The organism is Synechococcus sp. UW69 (assembly GCF_900474185.1).
GTDB lineage: Bacteria > Cyanobacteriota > Cyanobacteriia > PCC-6307 > Cyanobiaceae > Parasynechococcus.
Genome location: NZ_UCNW01000009.1, coordinates 590,141 through 608,703 on the forward strand (window position 1 = coordinate 590,141; position 18,563 = coordinate 608,703).

Sequence of the window (18,563 nt, forward strand, 5' to 3'; positions counted from 1 at the left end):
TTCCTGCGGCTGAACAGTTGAGTTCCGGCACCCTCTACGACAAGGTGTGGGATCTGCATCGGGTGGCGGAGCTTCCCGGCGGATCCACCCAATTGTTTGTCGGTCTTCATCTCATCCATGAGGTCACCAGTCCCCAGGCGTTCTCGGCTCTGAAGGACAAGGGACTGACGGTGCGTTGTCCCGAGCGCACGGTGGCCACGGTGGATCACATTGTGCCGACTACCTCCCAGCAACGTCCGTTCGCCGACCCGTTGGCGGAGGAGATGCTCAGCACCTTGGAGCGGAACTGTCAGGAGTACGGCATTCCTCTCAACAACATCGGCAGCGGAAGGCAGGGCATCGTTCATGTGATTGCCCCGGAGCTCGGTCTGACCCAGCCGGGGATGACGGTGGCTTGCGGTGACTCCCACACCTCCACCCATGGCGCCTTCGGGGCGATCGCCTTCGGAATCGGGACCAGTCAGGTCCGCGATGTGCTTGCCAGCCAGAGCCTGGCCATGAACAAGCTCAAGGTGCGCCGAATTCAGGTGAATGGCCACCTGTCGGAGGGGGTGTCTGCCAAGGATCTGATCCTTCATGTGATTCGCCGCCTTGGTGTGAAAGGCGGCGTTGGTTACGCCTATGAGTTCGCAGGGCCTGCGATCGAGGCGCTGTCCATGGAAGAGCGGATGACCCTCTGCAACATGGCGATCGAGGGTGGAGCCCGTTGCGGTTACGTCAATCCTGACCAGATCACCTTTGACTATCTGAAAGGTCGTCCCCATGCCCCGGAGGGTGATGCCTGGACCCGCGCTGTCTCCTGGTGGAGCTCCCTGTCCACCGACCCCGATGCAACGGTCGACGATGAGGTGGTCTTCGATGCGGCTGCGATTCCACCCACGGTGACCTGGGGCATCACTCCCGGCCAGGGATTGGGGATCGATGAAACGGTTCCCAGCCTCGATCAGCTGGATTCAGGGGAGCGTCCGATCGCGGAGGAGGCCTACCGCTATATGGATCTCCAGCCAGGAACGGCCATTGCTGGAGTCCCTGTGGATGTCTGTTTCATCGGCAGCTGCACCAATGGTCGTCTCAGCGATCTCCGTGCCGCTGCCGATGTGGCCCGTGGGCGCCAGGTGGCTGAGGGCATCAAGGCGTTTGTGGTTCCCGGCTCGGAGCAGGTGGCAAAAGCCGCTGAAGCGGAAGGGCTGGATGCGGTGTTCCGTGCCGCAGGCTTCGAGTGGCGGGAACCTGGTTGTTCGATGTGTCTGGCCATGAATCCTGACCGGTTGGAGGGACGCCAAATCAGCGCCAGCTCCAGCAATCGAAATTTCAAGGGTCGGCAGGGATCGGCCAGTGGGCGGACTTTGTTGATGAGTCCAGCGATGGTGGCCGCTGCTGCCGTGAATGGTCGTGTGACTGATGTCCGTACTTTGATTTCTCCGTCAGCATCGTGATGGCTCTCTTCCCGACTGGTCCTGTTCAGCATGTGAGTGGAACGGCCATTGCCGTGCCAGGCGAAGACATCGATACGGATCGGATTATTCCGGCACGGTTTCTTAAATGCGTCAGTTTCGAGGCGCTGGGCGACCAGGTGTTTGCTGATGACCGTCTGGAACTCTCCGGCGAGCATCCCTTTGATCAGGTCCGTTATCAGGGTGCCTCGATCCTGGTGGTGAATGGCAATTTCGGCTGCGGTTCCAGCCGTGAGCATGCACCCCAGGCGTTGATGCGCTGGGGAATCCGTGCAGTGGTCGGTGTCAGTTTTGCTGAGATTTTCTATGGCAACTGCCTCGCTCTGGGCATTCCCTGTGCAACGGCTGCGCCGGATGAGATCAAGGCGATTCAGGCGCAGGTGTCTCGTGAACCAGGTGGCTCGTGGCAGCTGGACCTTGCTGGTTTGCAATTGACGTCGGCGGAGTCCAGCTGGCCTGTGTCGATCGATGCCGGCCCATTGGACATGCTGCGCAGCGGTCGCTGGGATGCCACGTCCCAGCTTCTGGACCATGGCCCTCAGGTCGCAGCGTTGATGCAATCACTGCCGTACATCAACCAATTCGCCGCCAATTGACGGTCAAGCGCGACTCCTGTGTCTATGAAAGAGACAGGAGGTTGCGTGTTGATGGCTCATTCGTTGTCGCGGTTGTTGTTGCCGTTGTTGGTTCTTGTCGGTGTCGGTCCCGCAGGTGCCATGCCGCTTCAGGTCCAGCCCCACGATCCCTTGGATCGCAGTTGTCCTGGTTGTGACCTGCGCCATGCGGATTTCCGTCAGGCTCACCTCATCGGCGCTGATTTTCGGGGCAGCGATTTGCGCGGAGCCGATCTCAGGGAGGCGAATCTTGAAGGTGCTGATCTGACGGGGGCCCTGCTGCAAGGAGCTGACCTGCGGGGAGCCAATCTCAGCAATGCAGAGCTGTCTGGTGTGGATCTGCGCAATGCCGATCTGCGGGACGCTCAGGTGATCAATGCCTATGCGCCGAACGTTCGGACCACCGGCATGCGTTACGCCGGTGCTTCACTTCTCGGAAGTGATCTGATCATCGGCGGCGGTGACTGATCAGAAGGGTCGATCCGAGTTGTTCGTCTCCATCCAGTTCGTCGGGGTGTAAGGCACAAATGGCACTCCTGTGCCTTTAAAGCCAAAGTCGTTGAGACGGAATCGGACGCCACCAATACCTTCGTACGGATTGAAGTAGATCCCGACGTCGTAACTGCGACGTTGCCAGCGCAGTTCGACGTTCGAGTTGACCGTTTTGCCGTAGTACTGCGAACCGGGGTCGACGTTGTAACTGACGCCTGTACTCAGCACGACCGGCCCCACGATCTGCTGGGTGAGCCCGATCCCAAGGGTGGCGAGATCGACGTTCCGATCAAAGGCGAAGGGGCTGTTGCCGTTTTTCAGGGAGCCGCTGCCCACGATCGAGATCTGTGTGAAATCGAGGAAAGGCTTGCTGAAGGTGCCCAGGGTGATGGTGGGGCCTCCGCTGAGGCTAAGGGTCTCTTGGTGACGGCCATCGCCATAGACAGCCACCGAAGTGTTGACGTTGGTGTTCAGACTCAACCCGGGAACAATTGGAACGGGGGAATAGCGATAGGCCGCCGTTGGAATCAGCTCTGCTGTGTTCCCTTTCAACAGGGGAATCTGGCTGGTGATTGAGGCATACAAGCTGCCACGCCCAGTACGTAAGGGGCGGTTGCTGTTGAAGCGATCGGCGTCGTAGTCACCGATGGCACCTCGAATCAGATAGTTGTGGTCTATGTCCCCTGTCGACCAGCTGCCCCGGGTCTGGGCGTAGACGCCATAGGCCGCATTGATGTCGGTCTCACCCAGGGAGCCATTCCAGGTGCGATAGCGGTAAGCCCCGAACAGTTTGGTTTCCAGCACGCCCAAGCTGCCCAGGTCGATATCTCTGCCGAAGCTTCCCCAGAAGCGACTTGCGCTGAGGATGTCATCGGGATCAAAGCTGCTCATGTCGGCGTCGGCGCTCAGCCTGTAATCCCCGTACCGGCCGCGAAGTTTGGCGTCCAAGCCAAACAAATCACCGGCACTGTTGAAATCGCCGTCCATGGCGCGCTGGAGCATGAACTGCGGCTGAAGGGATAGCTCCGTGCTGGTACCGATGGTTAGAGGCTTGAGGTTGCGTCCCACAAAAAGGCCACCGCGGTCTTTGTTGTCGATGCCAACAACCAGACGGTTCTCAACTTCCTCCTCCTTCTGGATGAGCTGTCGACGTGTCACAGGGATGGGCAGTCGCTCTTCGACGATCAGGCGGTTGCGACGCGCCGAGATCAGCACATCACCATTGGCTTGTTCCCTGGCAATCACATCCTCTGCATCGATCCTGGTTTGAGCAGGGGTGAACGGATCGTTGCTGAATCCCATGCGGTCGGCTTGCCAGCCATCCGCCGTGATCAAGACCTTCGAAGCCTGGATTCTCCAGCGGCTGATCGTGCCATTGAGGAGATTTGTGCTTCCCAGACTCTTGAGTTGAGGAACTTTGACCACACCGAAGCGGTTTTCATCCCTGATTGAGGAATTCAGGCGTTGAACGGGGATGCCGCTGCGTCGTTCGATGCTGAAGCTGCCCTGGAAGTCGATGTCCGAGACGCGCTGGTCGATCTTGGCAATTGCCTCCGTCCGCATGGCTTGCTGCTGGGCCGGGGGAATCGCTTCCTGTTCGGTTTTGCCATCACTGGAGACATGGCGCTGGGGGTCACCGCCGTCACCGAGGGCAATGGAGTCGAGGCGGTCAGAGAGGGAGGAAGGCTTGACGCGATGGTCGCGATCCGGATCTGCACACTCCGGCAGGGGAGGCATCATGGCGCTCTCCGGCTGGGGTGTGTCCCGTCCCCAGCGGTAGCGCAGGCCGAGCAAGTAGGCATTGCTGCCTTCGCTGACCCCTCCATAGGCACCGAACGCACCGGAGCGGTGGTGAATTCGGCCGACGAGTGACAGGTCGGAGGAGACAGCGGCCTCGACCTCGAAGCCGAGATAGTTCAGCAGTTGGGTGTAGTTCTCGCGGAACGTTTTCTCGTAAAGGCTGACGTCAGCGTTGTAACTGATGCCTTCCACGAAGCTGAGGCTCAGCCACGGCTGAACCCAGACGCGTGCTCCGATCCCCAGGACCCCTTCGCCGAAGCCTTGTGGGGGTAGATCGGAATAGGGGTTGCTCTGGTTGAATTCGCCCCCCTGTTGCTGCTTGGCCATGTGGCTGAACAGGTCAGCCTCAAGTTCGATGGCCAGTGGCCCAGCGCGCATGATTCGCCTTTGCACGCCCAAGCCCAGCACGGCTTCCGGTCGCATCCGACCGTTAAACATGAAGGTGTCGCCGAAGGCGGCGTCAATCATTTGGCCTCCCCAGGCTGTGACCGCCCAGGGTTGTGGATGCCAGTCGGGTACCGGAGGGAGGAGAGGAGGACAGGCCACCGGAGGCATGTCCTCGTTGCTCTCTGGGGTGTCTTCTATGGAAGAAATCTTTGACGGCGACTCAGATGGTGTCTCAGGCCGTTTCTCAGTCGCTGGGGATGTTGTGCGAGAGGTTGTAAACGGATTGGTGAGGGGCTCCTCTAGGTCGATGACCCCATAGACATCATTGAGTTGACCTTCGTTTTGGACGAGGTTGTAGCGGAAGCTTGACGCTTGAAAATATTGCTTGCCGCGTCTTAAACGCACGGCACCGCGGGCATAGAGCGTGCGGAAGCCAGCATCGAATTCAATCCGATCGGCGCGCAGTTCAGCGTTTCCGAGCTGAATGCTGACGTTGCCTTCGGCGATTGTGGCCTTGGTGTTGCGATCGCTGTACTGACGATCTGCCTTGATTTTCAGATGCGCAGGTGCTGGTGCCACAGCGGAAATCTGTTCAGCCGATGAGGCTGAAACTGGCAATGCCGAGACCGATCCCGTAATCAGGGTTCCAGTCAGTGCGAAGAGAAGGCGATGAGCCCCCAAGGCAATCCTGCTGCGGGCCACGATCCTGCCAGCTCAGCCCCAGGATCCAGCCTTGTTCAGACCAGTGCGTTGCGCGGTCTGTTCGAGAGGGTCACTCAATCTTCGAGGTCTTTACGGCTGGGAGTGCGGCTTGGATCGCTCGCAAGGAACCCGAACACGAAAATGCCGATGAAAAAGAAGACGACCGAATAGACGGAGATCTTGAGGGCGAGCATGGAGACCGACCGGCGTCTGTGACAAGGGCATCATCTTATGGGGCATAACAGCGTTAGCTGGGGAATGAACCCTGAACAGGTCGCTCGATCGGAGTGGATTGAAACGTTTCGCAGTCGGTCGCGTCGTGATCTGCGTGCGGATTGGCGTCGGTCAGGGTCTGCCAAGGCCGGTGTTTTTCTTGATGAAACTTGGGGATCGACCCATCGCCCGGACTGGGCCAAACGTGGTCTGCTGATTTGGCCAAGGGGGCGTCAATGGCTGCGTCTTGAACAGCGGTTGTTCTGGCCAGATGGCTGGTGCAATAAGGAGTCTTGCCGTGCACGGCTGGTGCTGAGCTGGTGGGCTGAGCACATGCGGCTATGGGTTGACGACGTGCTGGTGCATGAGGGGGATCTGTTTGATACCGCCTGTCGCTGGCCTCTTCCCGAGCGATGCCGCCAGGGGTCTGCGCTGAATCTTTTGCTGGAGCTTCGCAGCCCACTGCATGACGATGGAGCTCTGATCAGCAGCCATCTGGACCTGGAGCCGCAATCAGCGGGCAGGGATCCAGAGGGCACGCTGCTCCCCTCGGCCTTGGAACTGCATCTGGCAGCGGATGGTGATCTGCCGCAGCATTGGGCGGATCTGGACCCCAGCGGCGCTGAGGCTCAGGTCGCTGTCGCGACGCACCTTCACCAGGCGGCAAGCCCTGGAGGTTCAATGCATTGGCTCGGTCATGCTCATTTGGATCTGGCCTGGCTCTGGCCGGTTGCCGATACATGGCAGGCCGCTGAACGCACCTTTCGATCGGCATTGGCTCTGATGCGGCGCTGGCCAAAGCTGCGCTTTGCCCATTCCACGCCGGCGCTTTACGCCTGGATGGAGCAGCATCGCCCTGCTCTGTTTGCTGAGATCCAGGAGGCCAGCCGCGACGGCCGCTGGGAGCCGATTAATGGTCCCTGGGTGGAGACGGACTGCGTTCTGGTCAGCACGGCGTCGTTGTGGAATCAATTCGCTCTTGGTCAGGACGACAGCCGTCGCCGCTTCCCGGAATGGGTCCATGAATTGGCCTGGCTGCCAGACAGCTTTGGTTTCGCGGCAGGATTGCCTGCGGTGGCTGTCGCCACCGGTGTGCGCTGGTTCTGTACGCACAAGTTGGCCTGGAATGCCGAGAACCCCTTTCCGCACCGTGTGTTCCGTTGGCGTGGACGGGGACGATCCGAACTGCGGAGCCTGATGTTGCCGCCGATCGGGCGTCGTGCTGACCCCGTGGAGATGTTGGTGGAGCAGCGTGCATGGCATGAGGCCACGGGGCTAGAAAAGGCGCTCTGGATCCCTGGTGTTGGAGATCACGGTGGTGGTCCCACCGACGAATTGCTGGAGCAGATCGAGCTCTGGGAGGGGCAAACGAATGCGTTGCCTACCCAAGCCGGCACGGTGCGTGAGTTCCTGACGGAGCTGGAGCGGGGTGATCAGGCCTGGCCGGTGTGGCGCGATGAGCTGTTTCTGGAGTTGCACCGCGGCTGCGCCAGCAGCCGCCCAGATCAGAAGCGTCACAACCGCACGCTGGAGCGGCTTTTGCGGGAAGCCGACGCTGCTTCGGCCCTGTTGACACTCGCTGGTCAGGACAGCGGCAGCAGCGATTGGCGTCCGCTGTTGTTTCAGCAGTTTCACGACATCCTTCCGGGAACTTCTATCCCGGAGGTGTTTGAGCAGGCGGAACCGGTCTGGTGCACGGCTCGGCGCCAGGCCCGCCAGGAACGCGACCGGAGACTGGCAAGGCTGCCCCGTGCGAATGACTCCGCGGTGGACTGGAGTTGGTGGGGTCTGCAACCTTTGGCCTCTTGGTCACCACTGGTTCGGCTTCCAGCTGGATCGTGGTCGGTCGATGCCGTTTCACTGCCCCAGCAGGCTGCTGCGGTTGGTGGAACTTGGGTGCAGTTGCCACGTCAGCAAGGCAGTTGCTCTGTGCCCCTCAGGCTTGAACCAGGGTTGAAGCACTGTCCTTCTGAACCCCGTCATCCCGTGGTCATCGCGTCGCTGGGGTCAGGAGCCTGGCGTCTGGGTAATGATTTGGTTGAACTTGAGGTCTCCGCAGCCGGACTCCTTGCTTTCAAGGGGCGTGATGGAAGAGAGCAGTTGTCGGCGCCGCTGCAGCTCGAGCGCTACCGAGACCGTGGAGAATTTTGGGATGCCTGGGATCTGGCTGCTGGTTACCGCTCCAATCCCCTGGGTGTTGACTCCACGGGATCGTTGCAATGGCTCGACAAGGGCCCCCTGGTCGCCCATTTGGTGCTGAGGCGCAAAATTGGTGCCAGTTCCATGCGCCTGGACCTGCGGCTGAAGGCCGATACGCCTTGGCTGGAGCTGATCTGCAGCATCGACTGGTGCCAGACCCACGAGTTGTTGCGCCTGGAGCTGCCGCTGGCGACTCGCGCCGTTCGGATCGGTGCCGACACCAGTGGAGGGGTGATTGAACGCCCTGCTGAGCCGATGACACCCCGGGAAAAAGCCCGTTGGGAAGTCCCTGTGATCTCCTGGTTCGCTTCACAGTCGGCGGCTCCTGGAGGTGGGTTGGCTGTGTTGCTGGATGGTCCTCAGGGGGTTGATTGGTCTCCATCACGACTGGGCATTTCGCTGCTGCGCGGTCCAACCTGGCCTGATCCCAGTGCTGATCAGGGCTGGCATCGCCAGCGTCTTGCCCTCATGCCGTTGTCAGGCTCCTGGAGCGATGCCGGTGTACCCCAGGCTGCGATTGCATTTCGCGAGCCGGGTTGTTGTGCACCTCTGCCCGCTGAGCTGCGTCAGTGGGTCCCATCGCTCCCGAATCAGCTCACGCCGGTTGCTCTGCAGCGGAATGGCGGTGACTGCTTGCTGAAGCTGATGAACGCGGGATCTGCTCGCTGTAGATGGGCCCCCGGTTCAGGCTGGCGCGTTCGCTTTCAGGCCGACTCAACTGCAACAGATCAAGTGGTGATCGCTCCCGGAGACCTCGTGTCTCTAGTGCTGTCTCAGTCCTCGTGATCGTCAAACGGGTCATCGAGAGCTTTTGATGGCGGGCCAAAGGCCTGGTACACACCAAAACCGGTGAGTCCGAACAAAACGGCGAGCACACCGATGGCAACGGACAGGGCTGGGGACGACGTTTCCATCACATCTCTCGACAGGATCGACCCCTAACCGGAGTCGGCCCCTACAGTATCGGGACTTCAAACCACCCGAGACCCAGCGTCGTCATGGCCCAACGCACCCGTCTGGGAGACCTTCTCCGCCCACTGAACTCCGAGTACGGCAAGGTGGTTCCCGGATGGGGCACCACTCCCGTGATGGGCATCTTCATGGTGCTTTTCTTGGTGTTCCTGTTGGTGATCCTTCAGCTCTACAACAAGTCCCTGATCCTTGAGGGCATCAACGTGAACTGGAACGGCCTCGGCTGATCTGAACCCATGAATATCTTTGGCGTCGGTCTCCCCGAAATGGCGGTTATCGGCGCCGTTGCGCTACTGGTTTTCGGTCCGAAGCGCTTGCCAGAGCTTGGTCGCACGTTGGGAAAGACCCTGAAGGGATTCCAATCCGCGTCCAAGGAATTTGAGCGCGAGATCAACAAAGCCATGGCAGATCCGGAGGTGCCAGCGGACGCTGCCAAACCGGTCGAAGAACTTCCCCCCGGCGACTGAGTCGCCACAACTGAGTCGCCGCAGTGGTATGACCACCGATCTCAAGCTTGTCGTGGGACTGGGGAACCCCGGCACGAAATACACGGGCACGCGCCACAACATCGGCTTCATGGCTTTGGAGCTTTTTTCGGAGCGTTCCGGATTCAGTTTTCGGCAGCAAGCCAAATTGCATGGCTTGGCGGCCGACACAGGAGTGGGTGATCAGCGTTTGCGCCTCCTCATGCCGCAGACCTACATGAACGACAGCGGTCGTGCCATTCGTGCTGCGCTCGATTGGTTTGGCCTCGAGCCCCATCAACTGCTGGTGTTGGTGGATGACATGGATCTCCCCCTTGGCCGTTTGAGGCTGCGTGCTCAGGGGAGTGCTGGTGGTCACAACGGACTGCGTAGCACCATTCAGCATCTCGGCACCCAGGCGTTCCCCAGGCTGCGGATCGGGATTGGTGCTCCGGCTGAGAACCCTGCCGAGCGTCGTGCCCGAACGGTTTCTCACGTGCTTGGACCCTTCAGCAAGCTGGAGCAGCCCTGTGTGGGGGCTGTCCTGGACGCTGTCCTGGAAGGGATTCATCGTCTTCAACGTCAGAGCTTTGAGCGCGCCGGGACCTGGATCAACGGGTTTCGCTACGACCTGGAGTCCGAAGACTGATGCCGGCTCTTCCGGCGACAACAGCCCATCTACGGGTGCTTCGCCAATGTTTTCAGGCGAAACGTGTTGAGGGTGAGGTCTCTGCCGGAGGCTTTGAGTGGCAGTTTTCCTGGGCGTTTGACCGCGGCGAGCTGATGGTGGAGCCGTCCTTAGGACGTGCCCTGATCGAGGATGCCTTGCGGCGGTTCCTGGTGCGTTCTGATTACAAGCTCGAACCAGGAGGTGACTACACCTTCATGGTCAGGGCCAGGTTTTGAGCACGAATGTGGGTGCAGGCTCTGGCCATTGCAGGTGGCACCCCAGGTGCTCTTCCAGCATGACTAAGGCGGCAACAGCATCCAGGTCCACCGGTGGAATGCGCAGCCCTTTCGGTAGAACTCGGCGCCAACCCCGAGCCGGCCACAGCGTCCAGTAACGCTGTCTTGCCCGCAGGGTGGTCCCCTGCTCCGGAATCACGGTGAGGCTGCCCAGGCCTTCCAGCCGCTTGATCCACGCTTGGCTTCCTGTTCCGTCGCCAATCAGGATGCGATCTAGAGCTTGGTCTTGATTCCACTGCTCGAGCCAGGGTTCCACGGCCTCTGGGGTCAGAACATGGCCCTCGCTGACAAGACCATGCTGAAGATCGGCCAGCACAAGGCCACATTTGCAGCGGCCTGGGTCGAGCACGGCCACCCGTTTCATGGGGATGCCTCAACCGTGACGACTACAGCATCGGAGCTGTAGCTAATCCCTGCGGCAATCACCTTCAAGACCACGCTTTTGCTGGGTCCCTCCATCAATGCCTGGGCCAGTTGGGAGAGTGCTGATCCATCGAATTGCAGTCCTTCCGTCAGGGATCCTCGCCGTTGCACCTCGGCATAGGCCGAGGCCAAGAGAAGGTTCAGCCGCGTTCGAATGCCCTCCGGTGTGCGTTCATCCGTTCGCAGTGTGGTGGTCGCTAGCACGTCACCGCTTTGCGCCACCGGGCGGTTGGGACGCACTTCGGGGAAGGCGTACACCGCCGTTTCACCACGCAGCACATTGGTGGCGGAGCGCAGCGAGATCACCCAGGTGTCCGGCTTGCGGATGATGTTCTGCAAGCGTTCCACGTCGCTGCGGGGAACGCGGATCAACTGTCGTTCGGGTGCTTCACCCGGCCTCACCTTGCCGTAGGCGTTGGCATTGGCCTCTTGAAGCAGCCTGTCGACAGCCTGTTTCGCTTGATCAGGAGCATCGAGACGAACCGTTGCTCTCGCCAAGGTTTGTCCGCTACTGATCACCACCGATCCACGCCTCAGGGCGACCAGGTTGAATTCGAGTTCCTTGAGTTCCTGCTCGCCAGCTCGGATTCGGCTCCGCACGCTTTTCAATTCGGCCTCCGTGCGCTGGATGTCGGCATCGCGGGAGGCGATGTCCCGGCTCAGACGCTCACGTTCTGCTTCGAGTTGGGCGCGTTCGTTCTGCAGGGGAGCCAGTTCACGGCGCAGGGTGTCAGCCCGTTGCTGTGACTGCTTGAGTTCAGCGGCGATCCGGTTGGCTTCTGTTCGGGTCTCTTCCCGTTCCCGTTCGGCTGCATCGAGCTGCCGCCGGCTGTCCTGGAGCCGGTCTTGCAGAGCATCCAGTTCAAACAGGCCCACCCGCAGCTGGCGGCTCACCAGCAGCAGCAGGCCGAGCGACAGTGCGCTGATCAGGCTGCCGGTCAGCACCGTAATCAGAACGGCGGTCCGTCGCGGGCGCATCTTGAACAGACTCAGGCGGGCCTTGCCGACACGACTTCCCAGCCGGTCACCCAGGGTCGACAGAACGCCCCCGAGCACCAGCAGAACCAGGATCAGTGCCCAGCCACTCATGGCCGCACCTGTGGGTTGACGTGCTGCCTAGCTGAATCGTTTGGCCAGAGCGATTGGATCCAGAACGGTGATTTTTTTGCGGTCAATCTGAACCAGACCGGATTGACGCAAGTCTCCCAGCAGACGCGTGATTGTCACGCGCGTTGAGCCAATCGCTTCGGCGATGGCCTGATGGGACAGGCGCAGGTCGATGGTGATTCCCAGTTCATCCGCTACGCCGAAATCCCTGCACAGCACCAACAGAAAGCTCACCAGTCGGGATGACATGTCCCTGTGGGTCAGCGTTTCGATCATCGTTTCGGTCTGAAGAATCCGACTGGAAAGGCCCTGCAGCAAGCGCAGGCCAACGCTGGTATCCGCTTCGATCGCCGCCTTCACGGATGTCGCAGGCGCCGTCACCATCTCGACTCTGGTGAAGGCTACGGCGTGGTAGAAGCGATCAGACCGTTGACCGGTCAGCAACGACAGCACCCCAAAGAGGCTGTTCTCGCGGAGCAAGGCCACTGTGATCTCTTCCCCTGACTCGTAGACGCGGGAGAGACGGACCGCTCCGCGGCGGATCAGATAGACACGTTCAGCAGGATCTCCAGGGAAAAAGATGGTCTTGTTGCGGTCCACCAGTTCACTGCTGGCGCCGTCCAGATCCCGGATGATTTCCAGGAGGGAGCGGTTGGCCGGTTCTGTGCTGGGGGTTGGAGCCACCATCTGCGGGGCGTATCGGCTGAAACCTCGGCTACTGGTCATGACAACCCCCTGGTGAGGCGAAGCTACGGAGCCAACGGTGGCCGCCGTGTAGCGGTTATTACGTAACTCTGCTGTGCTCGTTCATCGCTTGGCGTTGCGCCTGCATCAGGGATGTCAATCCAGGCTCAGCCAGATCCAGTAATTCATTGAGCTGGCTGCGGCTGAAGGGCGCTCCCTCCGCAGTTCCCTGGATCTCCAACAGGCGACCATCGCCAGCCTGCACAACATTCAGGTCCACCTCAGCTCTGCTGTCTTCGCTGTAGTCCAGATCCAGCAAGGCCTGGCCACCCACTAGGCCGACGGACACGGCCGCTACCTGGTCGATCAGTGGCGATTGCTCCAGAATCCCCTTTTCCACGAGTGAAAGGCAGGCTTGCTCAAGGCCGAGCCAAGCTCCCGTGATGGATGCAGTCCGTGTTCCGGCGTCGGCTTGGATCACATCGCAGTCGATCAGCAAGGTGCGCTCGCCCAGACGCTTCATGTCGATCACAGCGCGAAGGCTTCGGCCGATCAACCGTTGAATCTCCTGCGTGCGGCCCGACAATTTCATGAGCTCCCGTGATTGCCTCTGCGGCGTGGATCCCGGCAGCAGCCGGTATTCGGCGCTGACCCATCCCAACCCTTCCCCCTTCCGCCAGCGGGGAACCTTGTCCTCCAGGCAGACGCTGCACAGAACAGCGGTTCGGCCGGTGTGAACCACAAGGGAGCTCAAGGCAAAACCCATGGGATTCCAGGTCACCGAGAACGGCCGTAATTGCTCAGGGCGACGGCCATCGGTTCGGCTTCCAGCGGTTTGGCTCATCGGTGGTGTGCAGTTCTTCAAGCCTCGCAGCCGGTTGGTTCTCGCCCGTCCAAACACCATGGGTGGTGTCAATGCACTTGTGGAATGTCATCTCGCCGCTACATTCAAGGTCTTGCCGGGATTGCCCGGACGGATGTTGCCGTGATGACCACAAGCCTTGCCGACCCCCAAGCGTTCCAGAACTCTCTGGATCGGGATCAGCAGGCTTTGCAACGGGCAGGACTCAGGCCCCTGCCACCTGTTGCAGATCCTCCACCCCTATATCTGGTGGCGCCCGAAGGGCAGCTCCAGGTGCACACAGCGCCCTATCGCGGCAGTTTCGCCAGTGTTCTCAGTCAGGCGATGCGTTCCGCTGGCCTGGGCAGTCGTGTTCTGATCAGTCAGTTCCTCAAAGGGGGCGTGCAGCAGGGGCCCGCAGGTCGCGTCCAACTTTGTGGAGGCCTGGTTTGGCTGCGTCCTGAGGTGCCTCTCTGCCTCTCCTCTCCGAATCACCCCGGCGGTGCGGAGGCGGTGGCTGCCGTTTGGTCCATCTGCCGTCAGCATTTGATTCAGGGGGATCTCGACCAGTTGGTTCTGGATGAAATCGGCCTGGCTGTGGCCTTCGGTTACCTCAATGAATCGGACGTGATTTCAGCTCTCGAGCAGCGGCCCGCCTCGATGGATGTGATCATCACAGGACCTGCGATCCCCGCTGGCGTGGTGGAGATGGCAGATCAAGTCACGGAGTTGCGCCGAGGTTTCTGATGCTCAAGTGCGATCGCTGGATCACTGAACAGGCTGGGCAGGGAATGATCGAGCCATTCCAGAGCGGCCTCGTCCGTCATCTGGATCCGGAGCAGAAGCTGCGTCCGGTGCTGAGCTTTGGTTGCTCCTCCTACGGCTACGACCTACGCCTGTCTCCTCAGGAATTTTTGATCTTCCGGCACGTTCCCGGCACGGTGATGAATCCCAAGCGGTTCAATCCGGCCAATCTCGAGCCAACTCCTCTCCATGAAGATGAGGACGGTCGATATTTCATTCTTCCGGCCCACTCCTATGGCCTTGGCGTGGCGCTTGAAAAGCTTCGAGTTCCTCCCAACATCACTGTGATCTGTTTGGGTAAGAGTACTTATGCCCGCCTTGGAATCATTGTGAACACCACCCCAGCGGAAGCCAGCTGGGAGGGTCACCTCACCCTTGAATTCAGCAACAGCTCCGGTGCTGACTGCCGGATCTATGCCGATGAAGGCATTTGTCAGCTGTTGTTTTTTGAGGGTGATCCCTGTGCGACCACCTACAGCGATCGGCAGGGCAAATACCAGCACCAGCCCGAACGTGTGACGCTCGCCAAGGTTTAGATCTCCCCGCTTTAAGGGGCCAGTCGTGCTCGATGCAGCCTGCTTTTTTCGTACCAGGCGGCGAACTCAGGAGCCCAATCCACCATGTGGGGCCACATCAGATCGCAGAGCTGGCGGATCTCCAGCTGAGCATCGAGTTTGGCCCGTAGATCCATGAAGTGGAGAAACGCGCGCAAACTGAAGCTCACCACAAAGTGCTGGCGGTAGTCGAACGGAAGGATGCCGCGGGCGTGCTCCTCGGAGAAGCCGGCTTTGAGAAGATCCCTGTATCGCTCGGCAGCGCTTCGGCATAGATCAAGATCTTGGTTGCGCAGCTCTTCCGTGTAGGCATATTTCTTGCCCTGCCTGTCGCTGTAGTCGCCGACGGGCCGCAAATAAAACACCTCTTCAAGCTCTAGGGCCCCATCCGCTGCTCTGCAGATGCGATCGCCCGTGTAGCGCATCGATTGCACATCGAAGCTCACGCCGACCCGATGGGTGCGGGCCTGCTGCATCACCGAATGAGGGAACCAGCCCACGTTCAGCACGATCTGTGCATGTTCCATGGGGCCGTAATGGCCGCGCTCTCCGGATAGCAAACGTTTAACGCAGATCTCCCCAGCCCTTTGTTCATCAGGCCAACTGGCACGATCTCCGGCCACAAAACCTTCGCTGTAGTCCTGATGCATGGCCGCATAGATGCATTGCTGCGGGTTCGGCGTGGCAGCGATCAGATCGACCCGAAAGCGGTCCATGGGAGCGTCAGAGTGACGAGTTGTGGTGATCATGGCGAGGTGTGTCAACCATGGCTGCGAGGTCCAGCCGTTGGTTGGATCGACGTTCCCGCTAATGCGCTATCTGCGGAGGAGGGACCAGGCAGACGGCTGATGCTGCCGACTCCAGGCAAGGCTGGCAATGGCTGATTCTCAAGCAGTGCAGCACTCAAGAGTTGCAGTTCTTCCGAGCTGCGCAGGCCGAGGGATCGGCCCCTTGGCTCCCCCTCGGCGTTGAACAGGTTCAACTGAGGAATGCCATTCACGTCGTAGCGATCAACCAGATCTTGCCAACGGGGATTGTCGACGTTCACCAGAACAACATCGAGTTGCTCTCGGGAACTCTGCTCCAGTTCCAGCATTGAGGGAGCCATTTCTCTGCAGACCTGACACCAGTCGGCGTAGAACTCGATCAGTGTGGGCCGTCCGTTGTTCAAAGCAGTCTGCGGGTCGAGGGATCGTCTCGCCAGCTGCTCCATCGGACTTTCGCTCTGAATACCGCCTCGCAACATCACCAGACCGAGGGCGAGAGCAACCGCGACCAGCACCAGCACCCATCGCTGTGTCGTGCCAAGGGGAGAAGACTCTGGGGAACGTGTCATCGCGCCTCAACCGCTGCCATCACTTTGGCAGCTCCTCAGGAAGCTCGCGGCTAGCTTGCACCCATGCCAATTCTGCGACTGCTGAGCCTTCCGGTTCGGGCGCCGTTGCTGACGGTGCTGTTTCTCGTTGCGGTTGTGCTCGGAAACCATTGGCAGGTTGTTCAGCCCGCATTCACCTCTCTCTTCGGGGTGAGTTCGGCCTGGTTCTGGTGCCTCGTGCTGCTGCAGGCCGAGGTGGTTGTCGTGTTCTGCACAATGCCGGATCTGCTGCTGCGGCAGGTGTCGATGCTCATGGCGTCCAGCCGGGTGATGACGTTGGTCGTCACGTTGCTGTTGGTGATTACCGGTGGCATTTACCTGCTCAAGCTCAATGTTCTTACCGACGTTCTGATCCTGGCTTCAGCCTTGCTGTTGGCGCGTCTCGATCTCATTCGCATTGGCGTCCTGCCCGGTGCCAGGACGTGCCTATTCCTGATGAGTGCCGTCGTGATCGGCGGCATCGTCGCTGGCACGCTTCTGCCTAACCCCACGGCCAACCTCTTCGCAGGAGGGTTGATCACCACCTGAGTAGCCGATCAGGTTGTCGAGCACTTTCTTGGTGTAGAAGCGTGTTTCCGGGTACGGAATGCGTTCTACCCAGAGCGCAGCATCGTCCCCATTGGTGGGCTGAGGCCATGAGGCCACGGCGCCGGGCCCGGCGTTGTAGCTCGCAATACTGCGAAAGGGGTCGTTCTCCCATCGCTCTAATAATTGGTTGAGGTATCGCGCTCCCAGTTGGATGTTGTCGGCGGGATCCTGCAGCATCAGCGTGCTGGTTGGCTCGCCAGCCATCTCCGTGGCTGTGGATGGAAGCAGTTGCATCACGCCAACGGCCCCTGCGGGGGAGACGACCCCAGGTGCAAAGCGTGACTCCTGCTTGGCGATCGCTCGCAGCAGATTGGCGTCAAGATCTTCCTCCTGCGCTGCTGCTTTCATCTCAGCCTGGAAGAGGCGGGGGAACTGGCTGCGGTGGAGGAGGTGCCGTTGCTGGCAGCTGGGATCACGCCAGCGAAGGCTGAGCCACCAGAGCTGATCCAGTCCCATCCAGGTGTCTCCGACGGCAAGGCGCAGTCTGCCTTCGGCGAGACGTTCTTCGGGTGGGAGCGTGATCACAGGATCACGCTGTGCCTGCCAGATCTCCCAGGCTGCATGCACCTGCCCGAGCCGCCAAAGGGTGTTCACTAAGGCGTCTTGGCTATTGAGGGGTTGCCAGGTCTGTGGATCCTTCTGCGGGTGTTGTTTGCGTAGATCCAGAGGTCCTGAGATCCCTAGGCGATCCATGGCGCGCCATCGGTAGTAGCCCGCTGGGAAGGACCTGATCAGGCTGCGCCAGGTGCGCTCAGCCTTTTCCGTTTCACCAAGTTCCTGGTGGCTGAGCCCAAGCCAGAACAGCCTGCGTGCCTCCAACGGTGGTGGCAGAGGGCCCTGCTCGCTGCGGCGGTCCAACAGGTTGCGGGTGCGCTCCCAATTCCCGGCAAGGAAAGCATCGCGGGCGAGGTCCCATTGGAGTTGCCAGATGTCGGGATCGTTGGGCCACCGGTTCAGGGCGGCTTCCGCTTCATTGCCGTCGGCCAGTCGCACGCGAGCCGCGGCAACGGCGGCTGAGCGCTTCTCAACGCCTGCCGGCAGGGCATCCAGGACCCCAGGATCGGGATAAAGCGGCTCGCTCAAAATCCTTGCCGCTTCAAGGCTTGCGGCATGGCCTGGGTGGGTTTGCGCCAGGGTCAGCAGCTGTGCTGTTCCCTCATCAGGGTCACCATGCAGCAGCAGGGATCGACCAATGGCCAGTTGGGTTTCCGGGGCGGCATCGACGTCCTGGAGACAGGCCAGCGCTGTTTCCGCATGGCCTCGTTTCGCCATTGCTTGCGCCAAGTTTTGGCGCTGGGCGGGCTCTGGTGCCTGTGCCCCCGTGGCCTGGCAGGCGTCACGCATCTGTTCTAAGGCCCCCGGCCAACGCACATTCCAGCGGGCCAGGTGCAGGGCCCCTTGATGGTTCTGCAGCGGTTCGGGCCCACCCCCCGCTGCCAACGTCAGCGCTGCTGGGTGGGCGGGTTGCTGCTGAAGCAGCTGCTGGTGATAAAGGGGTTTGTTCTGGCCAAGAGCCAAGCGAGCCCAGGCGGAGCCGGGCTCTTCGGGAAAGCGATCAAGAAGGCGCTGCCAGGTTTGTTCGGCCACCGCTGTCTTGCCCTGGGCGGCGGCGGTGAGTGCTGCCCGTTCGAGGACCACAGCAGCGACCGGATCGTGTCCCCAGCCTTGGCCATTGAGGAGTTGATTCGATTCATCTCTGGCCACCATCAATAAGGCGGCTTCTCGACGTGTCTGTGGATCGATAGACCAGCGGTAGTGCTGCCAGAGCTGTGCTTGCGAGAGCTCAGGTGTTAAGGGGTGATGCTGCCTCTTGAGCAGGTGCTGCCCACCCCATGCAGCAAAGCCGCTGAGACTGGCAACCGAGAGGAGCAGCAGCGTTCCGATTCGCGGCCCTGCCAGCACACCCAACCTGGATCAGAACTCA

At 60.5% G+C, this 18,563-nt stretch carries 21 protein-coding genes; 11 read left to right on the top strand and 10 right to left on the bottom strand.

The features are described 5' to 3' along the window. Window positions 1–17: 17 nt before the first annotated feature. From leuC to DXY29_RS10550, 3 genes are read left to right on the top strand one after another with little or no spacing between them, the layout of a single operon-like run. On the top strand, window positions 18–1,436 hold the full coding sequence (leuC, locus tag DXY29_RS10540; RefSeq protein ID WP_115024949.1) for a 3-isopropylmalate dehydratase large subunit: 1,419 nt from the start codon (window positions 18–20) through the stop codon (window positions 1,434–1,436). Beyond that, window positions 1,436–2,050, top strand: coding sequence for a 3-isopropylmalate dehydratase small subunit 2 (locus tag DXY29_RS10545; protein ID WP_115024950.1), 615 nt, complete (start codon window positions 1,436–1,438; stop codon window positions 2,048–2,050). The genes leuC and DXY29_RS10545 overlap by 1 nt, the downstream gene beginning before the upstream one ends. Before the next feature lie 51 nt (window positions 2,051–2,101). Then, window positions 2,102–2,536 (top strand): pentapeptide repeat-containing protein, encoded by a 435-nt coding sequence (locus DXY29_RS10550; protein ID WP_115025057.1) that lies wholly within the window; start codon window positions 2,102–2,104, stop codon window positions 2,534–2,536. Here the strand turns inward: DXY29_RS10550 and DXY29_RS10555 are convergent, their stop codons facing one another. Together DXY29_RS10555 and DXY29_RS10560 are read right to left on the bottom strand one after the other, a co-directional pair. Next, window positions 2,537–5,449 (bottom strand): DUF3769 domain-containing protein, encoded by a 2,913-nt coding sequence (locus tag DXY29_RS10555; protein ID WP_244279372.1) that lies wholly within the window; start codon window positions 5,447–5,449, stop codon window positions 2,537–2,539. It lies immediately after the preceding gene. A 74-nt stretch (window positions 5,450–5,523) separates the two neighbouring features. Beyond that, complete coding sequence (locus DXY29_RS10560) at window positions 5,524–5,643, bottom strand: photosystem II reaction center protein I (protein ID WP_006172424.1); 120 nt, start codon at window positions 5,641–5,643, stop codon at window positions 5,524–5,526. Window positions 5,644–5,707: 64 nt separating this feature from the next. On the opposite strand from DXY29_RS10560, the gene DXY29_RS10565 reads away from it, so the two are divergent. Beyond that, window positions 5,708–8,647 (top strand): glycoside hydrolase family 38 C-terminal domain-containing protein, encoded by a 2,940-nt coding sequence (locus DXY29_RS10565; RefSeq protein WP_115024951.1) that lies wholly within the window; start codon window positions 5,708–5,710, stop codon window positions 8,645–8,647. Here the strand turns inward: DXY29_RS10565 and psbN are convergent. After that, a complete protein-coding gene (gene psbN / locus DXY29_RS10570; protein WP_011363291.1) occupies window positions 8,635–8,775 on the bottom strand; it encodes a photosystem II reaction center protein PsbN in 141 nt (46 codons plus the stop codon). The genes DXY29_RS10565 and psbN overlap by 13 nt on opposite strands. 84 nt (window positions 8,776–8,859) lie before the next feature. Here psbN and psbH point away from each other — a divergent pair, with 84 nt between their 5' ends. The 4 genes from psbH to DXY29_RS10590 are packed head-to-tail and all read left to right on the top strand — an operon-like array spanning window position 8,860 to window position 10,203. Further along, complete coding sequence (gene psbH / locus DXY29_RS10575) at window positions 8,860–9,060, top strand: photosystem II reaction center phosphoprotein PsbH (protein ID WP_006849996.1); 201 nt, start codon at window positions 8,860–8,862, stop codon at window positions 9,058–9,060. Window positions 9,061–9,069: 9 nt separating this feature from the next. Then, on the top strand, window positions 9,070–9,300 hold the full coding sequence (locus DXY29_RS10580; RefSeq protein ID WP_115024952.1) for a TatA/E family twin arginine-targeting protein translocase: 231 nt from the start codon (window positions 9,070–9,072) through the stop codon (window positions 9,298–9,300). Between the two features lie 28 nt (window positions 9,301–9,328). Next, the gene (gene pth / locus DXY29_RS10585; RefSeq protein WP_115024953.1) at window positions 9,329–9,946 is read left to right on the top strand and encodes an aminoacyl-tRNA hydrolase; all 618 of its coding nucleotides are present in this window, start codon (window positions 9,329–9,331) and stop codon (window positions 9,944–9,946) included. After that, a complete protein-coding gene (locus DXY29_RS10590) occupies window positions 9,946–10,203 on the top strand; it encodes a DUF3146 family protein (RefSeq protein WP_115024954.1) in 258 nt (85 codons plus the stop codon). Before pth ends, DXY29_RS10590 begins: the two co-directional genes overlap by 1 nt. On the opposite strand, the gene DXY29_RS10595 is transcribed toward DXY29_RS10590, so the two are convergent. Genes DXY29_RS10595 through rph form a run of 4 tightly spaced genes read right to left on the bottom strand, consistent with a single transcriptional unit; the run spans window position 10,187 to window position 13,321 of the window. Then, complete coding sequence (locus DXY29_RS10595) at window positions 10,187–10,627, bottom strand: resolvase (RefSeq protein WP_115024955.1); 441 nt, start codon at window positions 10,625–10,627, stop codon at window positions 10,187–10,189. The genes DXY29_RS10590 and DXY29_RS10595 overlap by 17 nt on opposite strands. After that, complete coding sequence (locus tag DXY29_RS10600) at window positions 10,624–11,775, bottom strand: DUF3084 domain-containing protein (RefSeq protein ID WP_115024956.1); 1,152 nt, start codon at window positions 11,773–11,775, stop codon at window positions 10,624–10,626. The genes DXY29_RS10595 and DXY29_RS10600 overlap by 4 nt, the downstream gene beginning before the upstream one ends. 27 nt (window positions 11,776–11,802) lie before the next feature. After that, on the bottom strand, window positions 11,803–12,519 hold the full coding sequence (ntcA, locus tag DXY29_RS10605; protein WP_115024957.1) for a global nitrogen regulator NtcA: 717 nt from the start codon (window positions 12,517–12,519) through the stop codon (window positions 11,803–11,805). A gap of 58 nt (window positions 12,520–12,577) precedes the next feature. Then, window positions 12,578–13,321: a ribonuclease PH gene (gene rph, locus DXY29_RS10610; RefSeq protein ID WP_115024958.1), complete on the bottom strand. Its 744-nt coding sequence runs from the start codon at window positions 13,319–13,321 to the stop codon at window positions 12,578–12,580. Window positions 13,322–13,465: 144 nt separating this feature from the next. Between rph and DXY29_RS10615 the strand changes: the two genes are divergently transcribed. Continuing rightward, window positions 13,466–14,065 carry a cob(I)yrinic acid a,c-diamide adenosyltransferase gene (locus tag DXY29_RS10615; protein ID WP_115025059.1) on the top strand — a complete coding sequence of 200 codons (600 nt, stop codon included), beginning with the start codon at window positions 13,466–13,468 and terminating at the stop codon, window positions 14,063–14,065. Further along, entirely contained in the window at window positions 14,065–14,658 is a 594-nt protein-coding gene (dcd, locus tag DXY29_RS10620) for a dCTP deaminase (RefSeq protein WP_115024959.1), read from the top strand. The genes DXY29_RS10615 and dcd overlap by 1 nt, the downstream gene beginning before the upstream one ends. Before the next feature lie 11 nt (window positions 14,659–14,669). Here dcd and thyX read toward each other — a convergent pair whose 3' ends face one another. Next, on the bottom strand, window positions 14,670–15,392 hold the full coding sequence (thyX, locus tag DXY29_RS10625) for an FAD-dependent thymidylate synthase (RefSeq protein ID WP_115024960.1): 723 nt from the start codon (window positions 15,390–15,392) through the stop codon (window positions 14,670–14,672). A gap of 44 nt (window positions 15,393–15,436) precedes the next feature. Beyond that, window positions 15,437–16,012, bottom strand: coding sequence for a thioredoxin domain-containing protein (locus tag DXY29_RS10630; protein ID WP_115024961.1), 576 nt, complete (start codon window positions 16,010–16,012; stop codon window positions 15,437–15,439). Window positions 16,013–16,075: 63 nt separating this feature from the next. On the opposite strand from DXY29_RS10630, the gene DXY29_RS10635 reads away from it, so the two are divergent. After that, window positions 16,076–16,579 (top strand): hypothetical protein, encoded by a 504-nt coding sequence (locus tag DXY29_RS10635; RefSeq protein ID WP_115024962.1) that lies wholly within the window; start codon window positions 16,076–16,078, stop codon window positions 16,577–16,579. Here DXY29_RS10635 and DXY29_RS10640 read toward each other — a convergent pair. After that, complete coding sequence (locus DXY29_RS10640) at window positions 16,478–18,541, bottom strand: lytic transglycosylase domain-containing protein (protein ID WP_115025060.1); 2,064 nt, start codon at window positions 18,539–18,541, stop codon at window positions 16,478–16,480. The genes DXY29_RS10635 and DXY29_RS10640 overlap by 102 nt on opposite strands. Window positions 18,542–18,563: the final 22 nt, after the last annotated feature.

Bases quoted from the DNA above. Each gene is read 5' to 3' on its own strand.
- DXY29_RS10545 (WP_115024950.1), top strand. From the start codon at position 1,436: ATGGCTCTCTTCCCGACTGGTCCTGTTCAGCATGTGAGTGGAACGGCC.
- DXY29_RS10550 (WP_115025057.1), top strand. From the start codon at position 2,102: ATGGCTCATTCGTTGTCGCGGTTGTTGTTGCCGTTGTTGGTTCTTGTC.
- DXY29_RS10560 (WP_006172424.1), bottom strand. From the start codon at position 5,643: ATGCTCGCCCTCAAGATCTCCGTCTATTCGGTCGTCTTCTTTTTCATC.
- DXY29_RS10565 (WP_115024951.1), top strand. From the start codon at position 5,708: ATGAACCCTGAACAGGTCGCTCGATCGGAGTGGATTGAAACGTTTCGC.
- psbN (WP_011363291.1), bottom strand. From the start codon at position 8,775: ATGGAAACGTCGTCCCCAGCCCTGTCCGTTGCCATCGGTGTGCTCGCC.
- psbH (WP_006849996.1), top strand. From the start codon at position 8,860: ATGGCCCAACGCACCCGTCTGGGAGACCTTCTCCGCCCACTGAACTCC.
- DXY29_RS10580 (WP_115024952.1), top strand. From the start codon at position 9,070: ATGAATATCTTTGGCGTCGGTCTCCCCGAAATGGCGGTTATCGGCGCC.
- pth (WP_115024953.1), top strand. From the start codon at position 9,329: ATGACCACCGATCTCAAGCTTGTCGTGGGACTGGGGAACCCCGGCACG.
- DXY29_RS10590 (WP_115024954.1), top strand. From the start codon at position 9,946: ATGCCGGCTCTTCCGGCGACAACAGCCCATCTACGGGTGCTTCGCCAA.
- DXY29_RS10595 (WP_115024955.1), bottom strand. From the start codon at position 10,627: ATGAAACGGGTGGCCGTGCTCGACCCAGGCCGCTGCAAATGTGGCCTT.
- DXY29_RS10600 (WP_115024956.1), bottom strand. From the start codon at position 11,775: ATGAGTGGCTGGGCACTGATCCTGGTTCTGCTGGTGCTCGGGGGCGTT.
- ntcA (WP_115024957.1), bottom strand. From the start codon at position 12,519: ATGACCAGTAGCCGAGGTTTCAGCCGATACGCCCCGCAGATGGTGGCT.
- rph (WP_115024958.1), bottom strand. From the start codon at position 13,321: ATGAGCCAAACCGCTGGAAGCCGAACCGATGGCCGTCGCCCTGAGCAA.
- DXY29_RS10615 (WP_115025059.1), top strand. From the start codon at position 13,466: ATGACCACAAGCCTTGCCGACCCCCAAGCGTTCCAGAACTCTCTGGAT.
- dcd (WP_115024959.1), top strand. From the start codon at position 14,065: ATGCTCAAGTGCGATCGCTGGATCACTGAACAGGCTGGGCAGGGAATG.
- thyX (WP_115024960.1), bottom strand. From the start codon at position 15,392: ATGGACCGCTTTCGGGTCGATCTGATCGCTGCCACGCCGAACCCGCAG.
- DXY29_RS10630 (WP_115024961.1), bottom strand. From the start codon at position 16,012: ATGACACGTTCCCCAGAGTCTTCTCCCCTTGGCACGACACAGCGATGG.
- DXY29_RS10635 (WP_115024962.1), top strand. From the start codon at position 16,076: ATGCCAATTCTGCGACTGCTGAGCCTTCCGGTTCGGGCGCCGTTGCTG.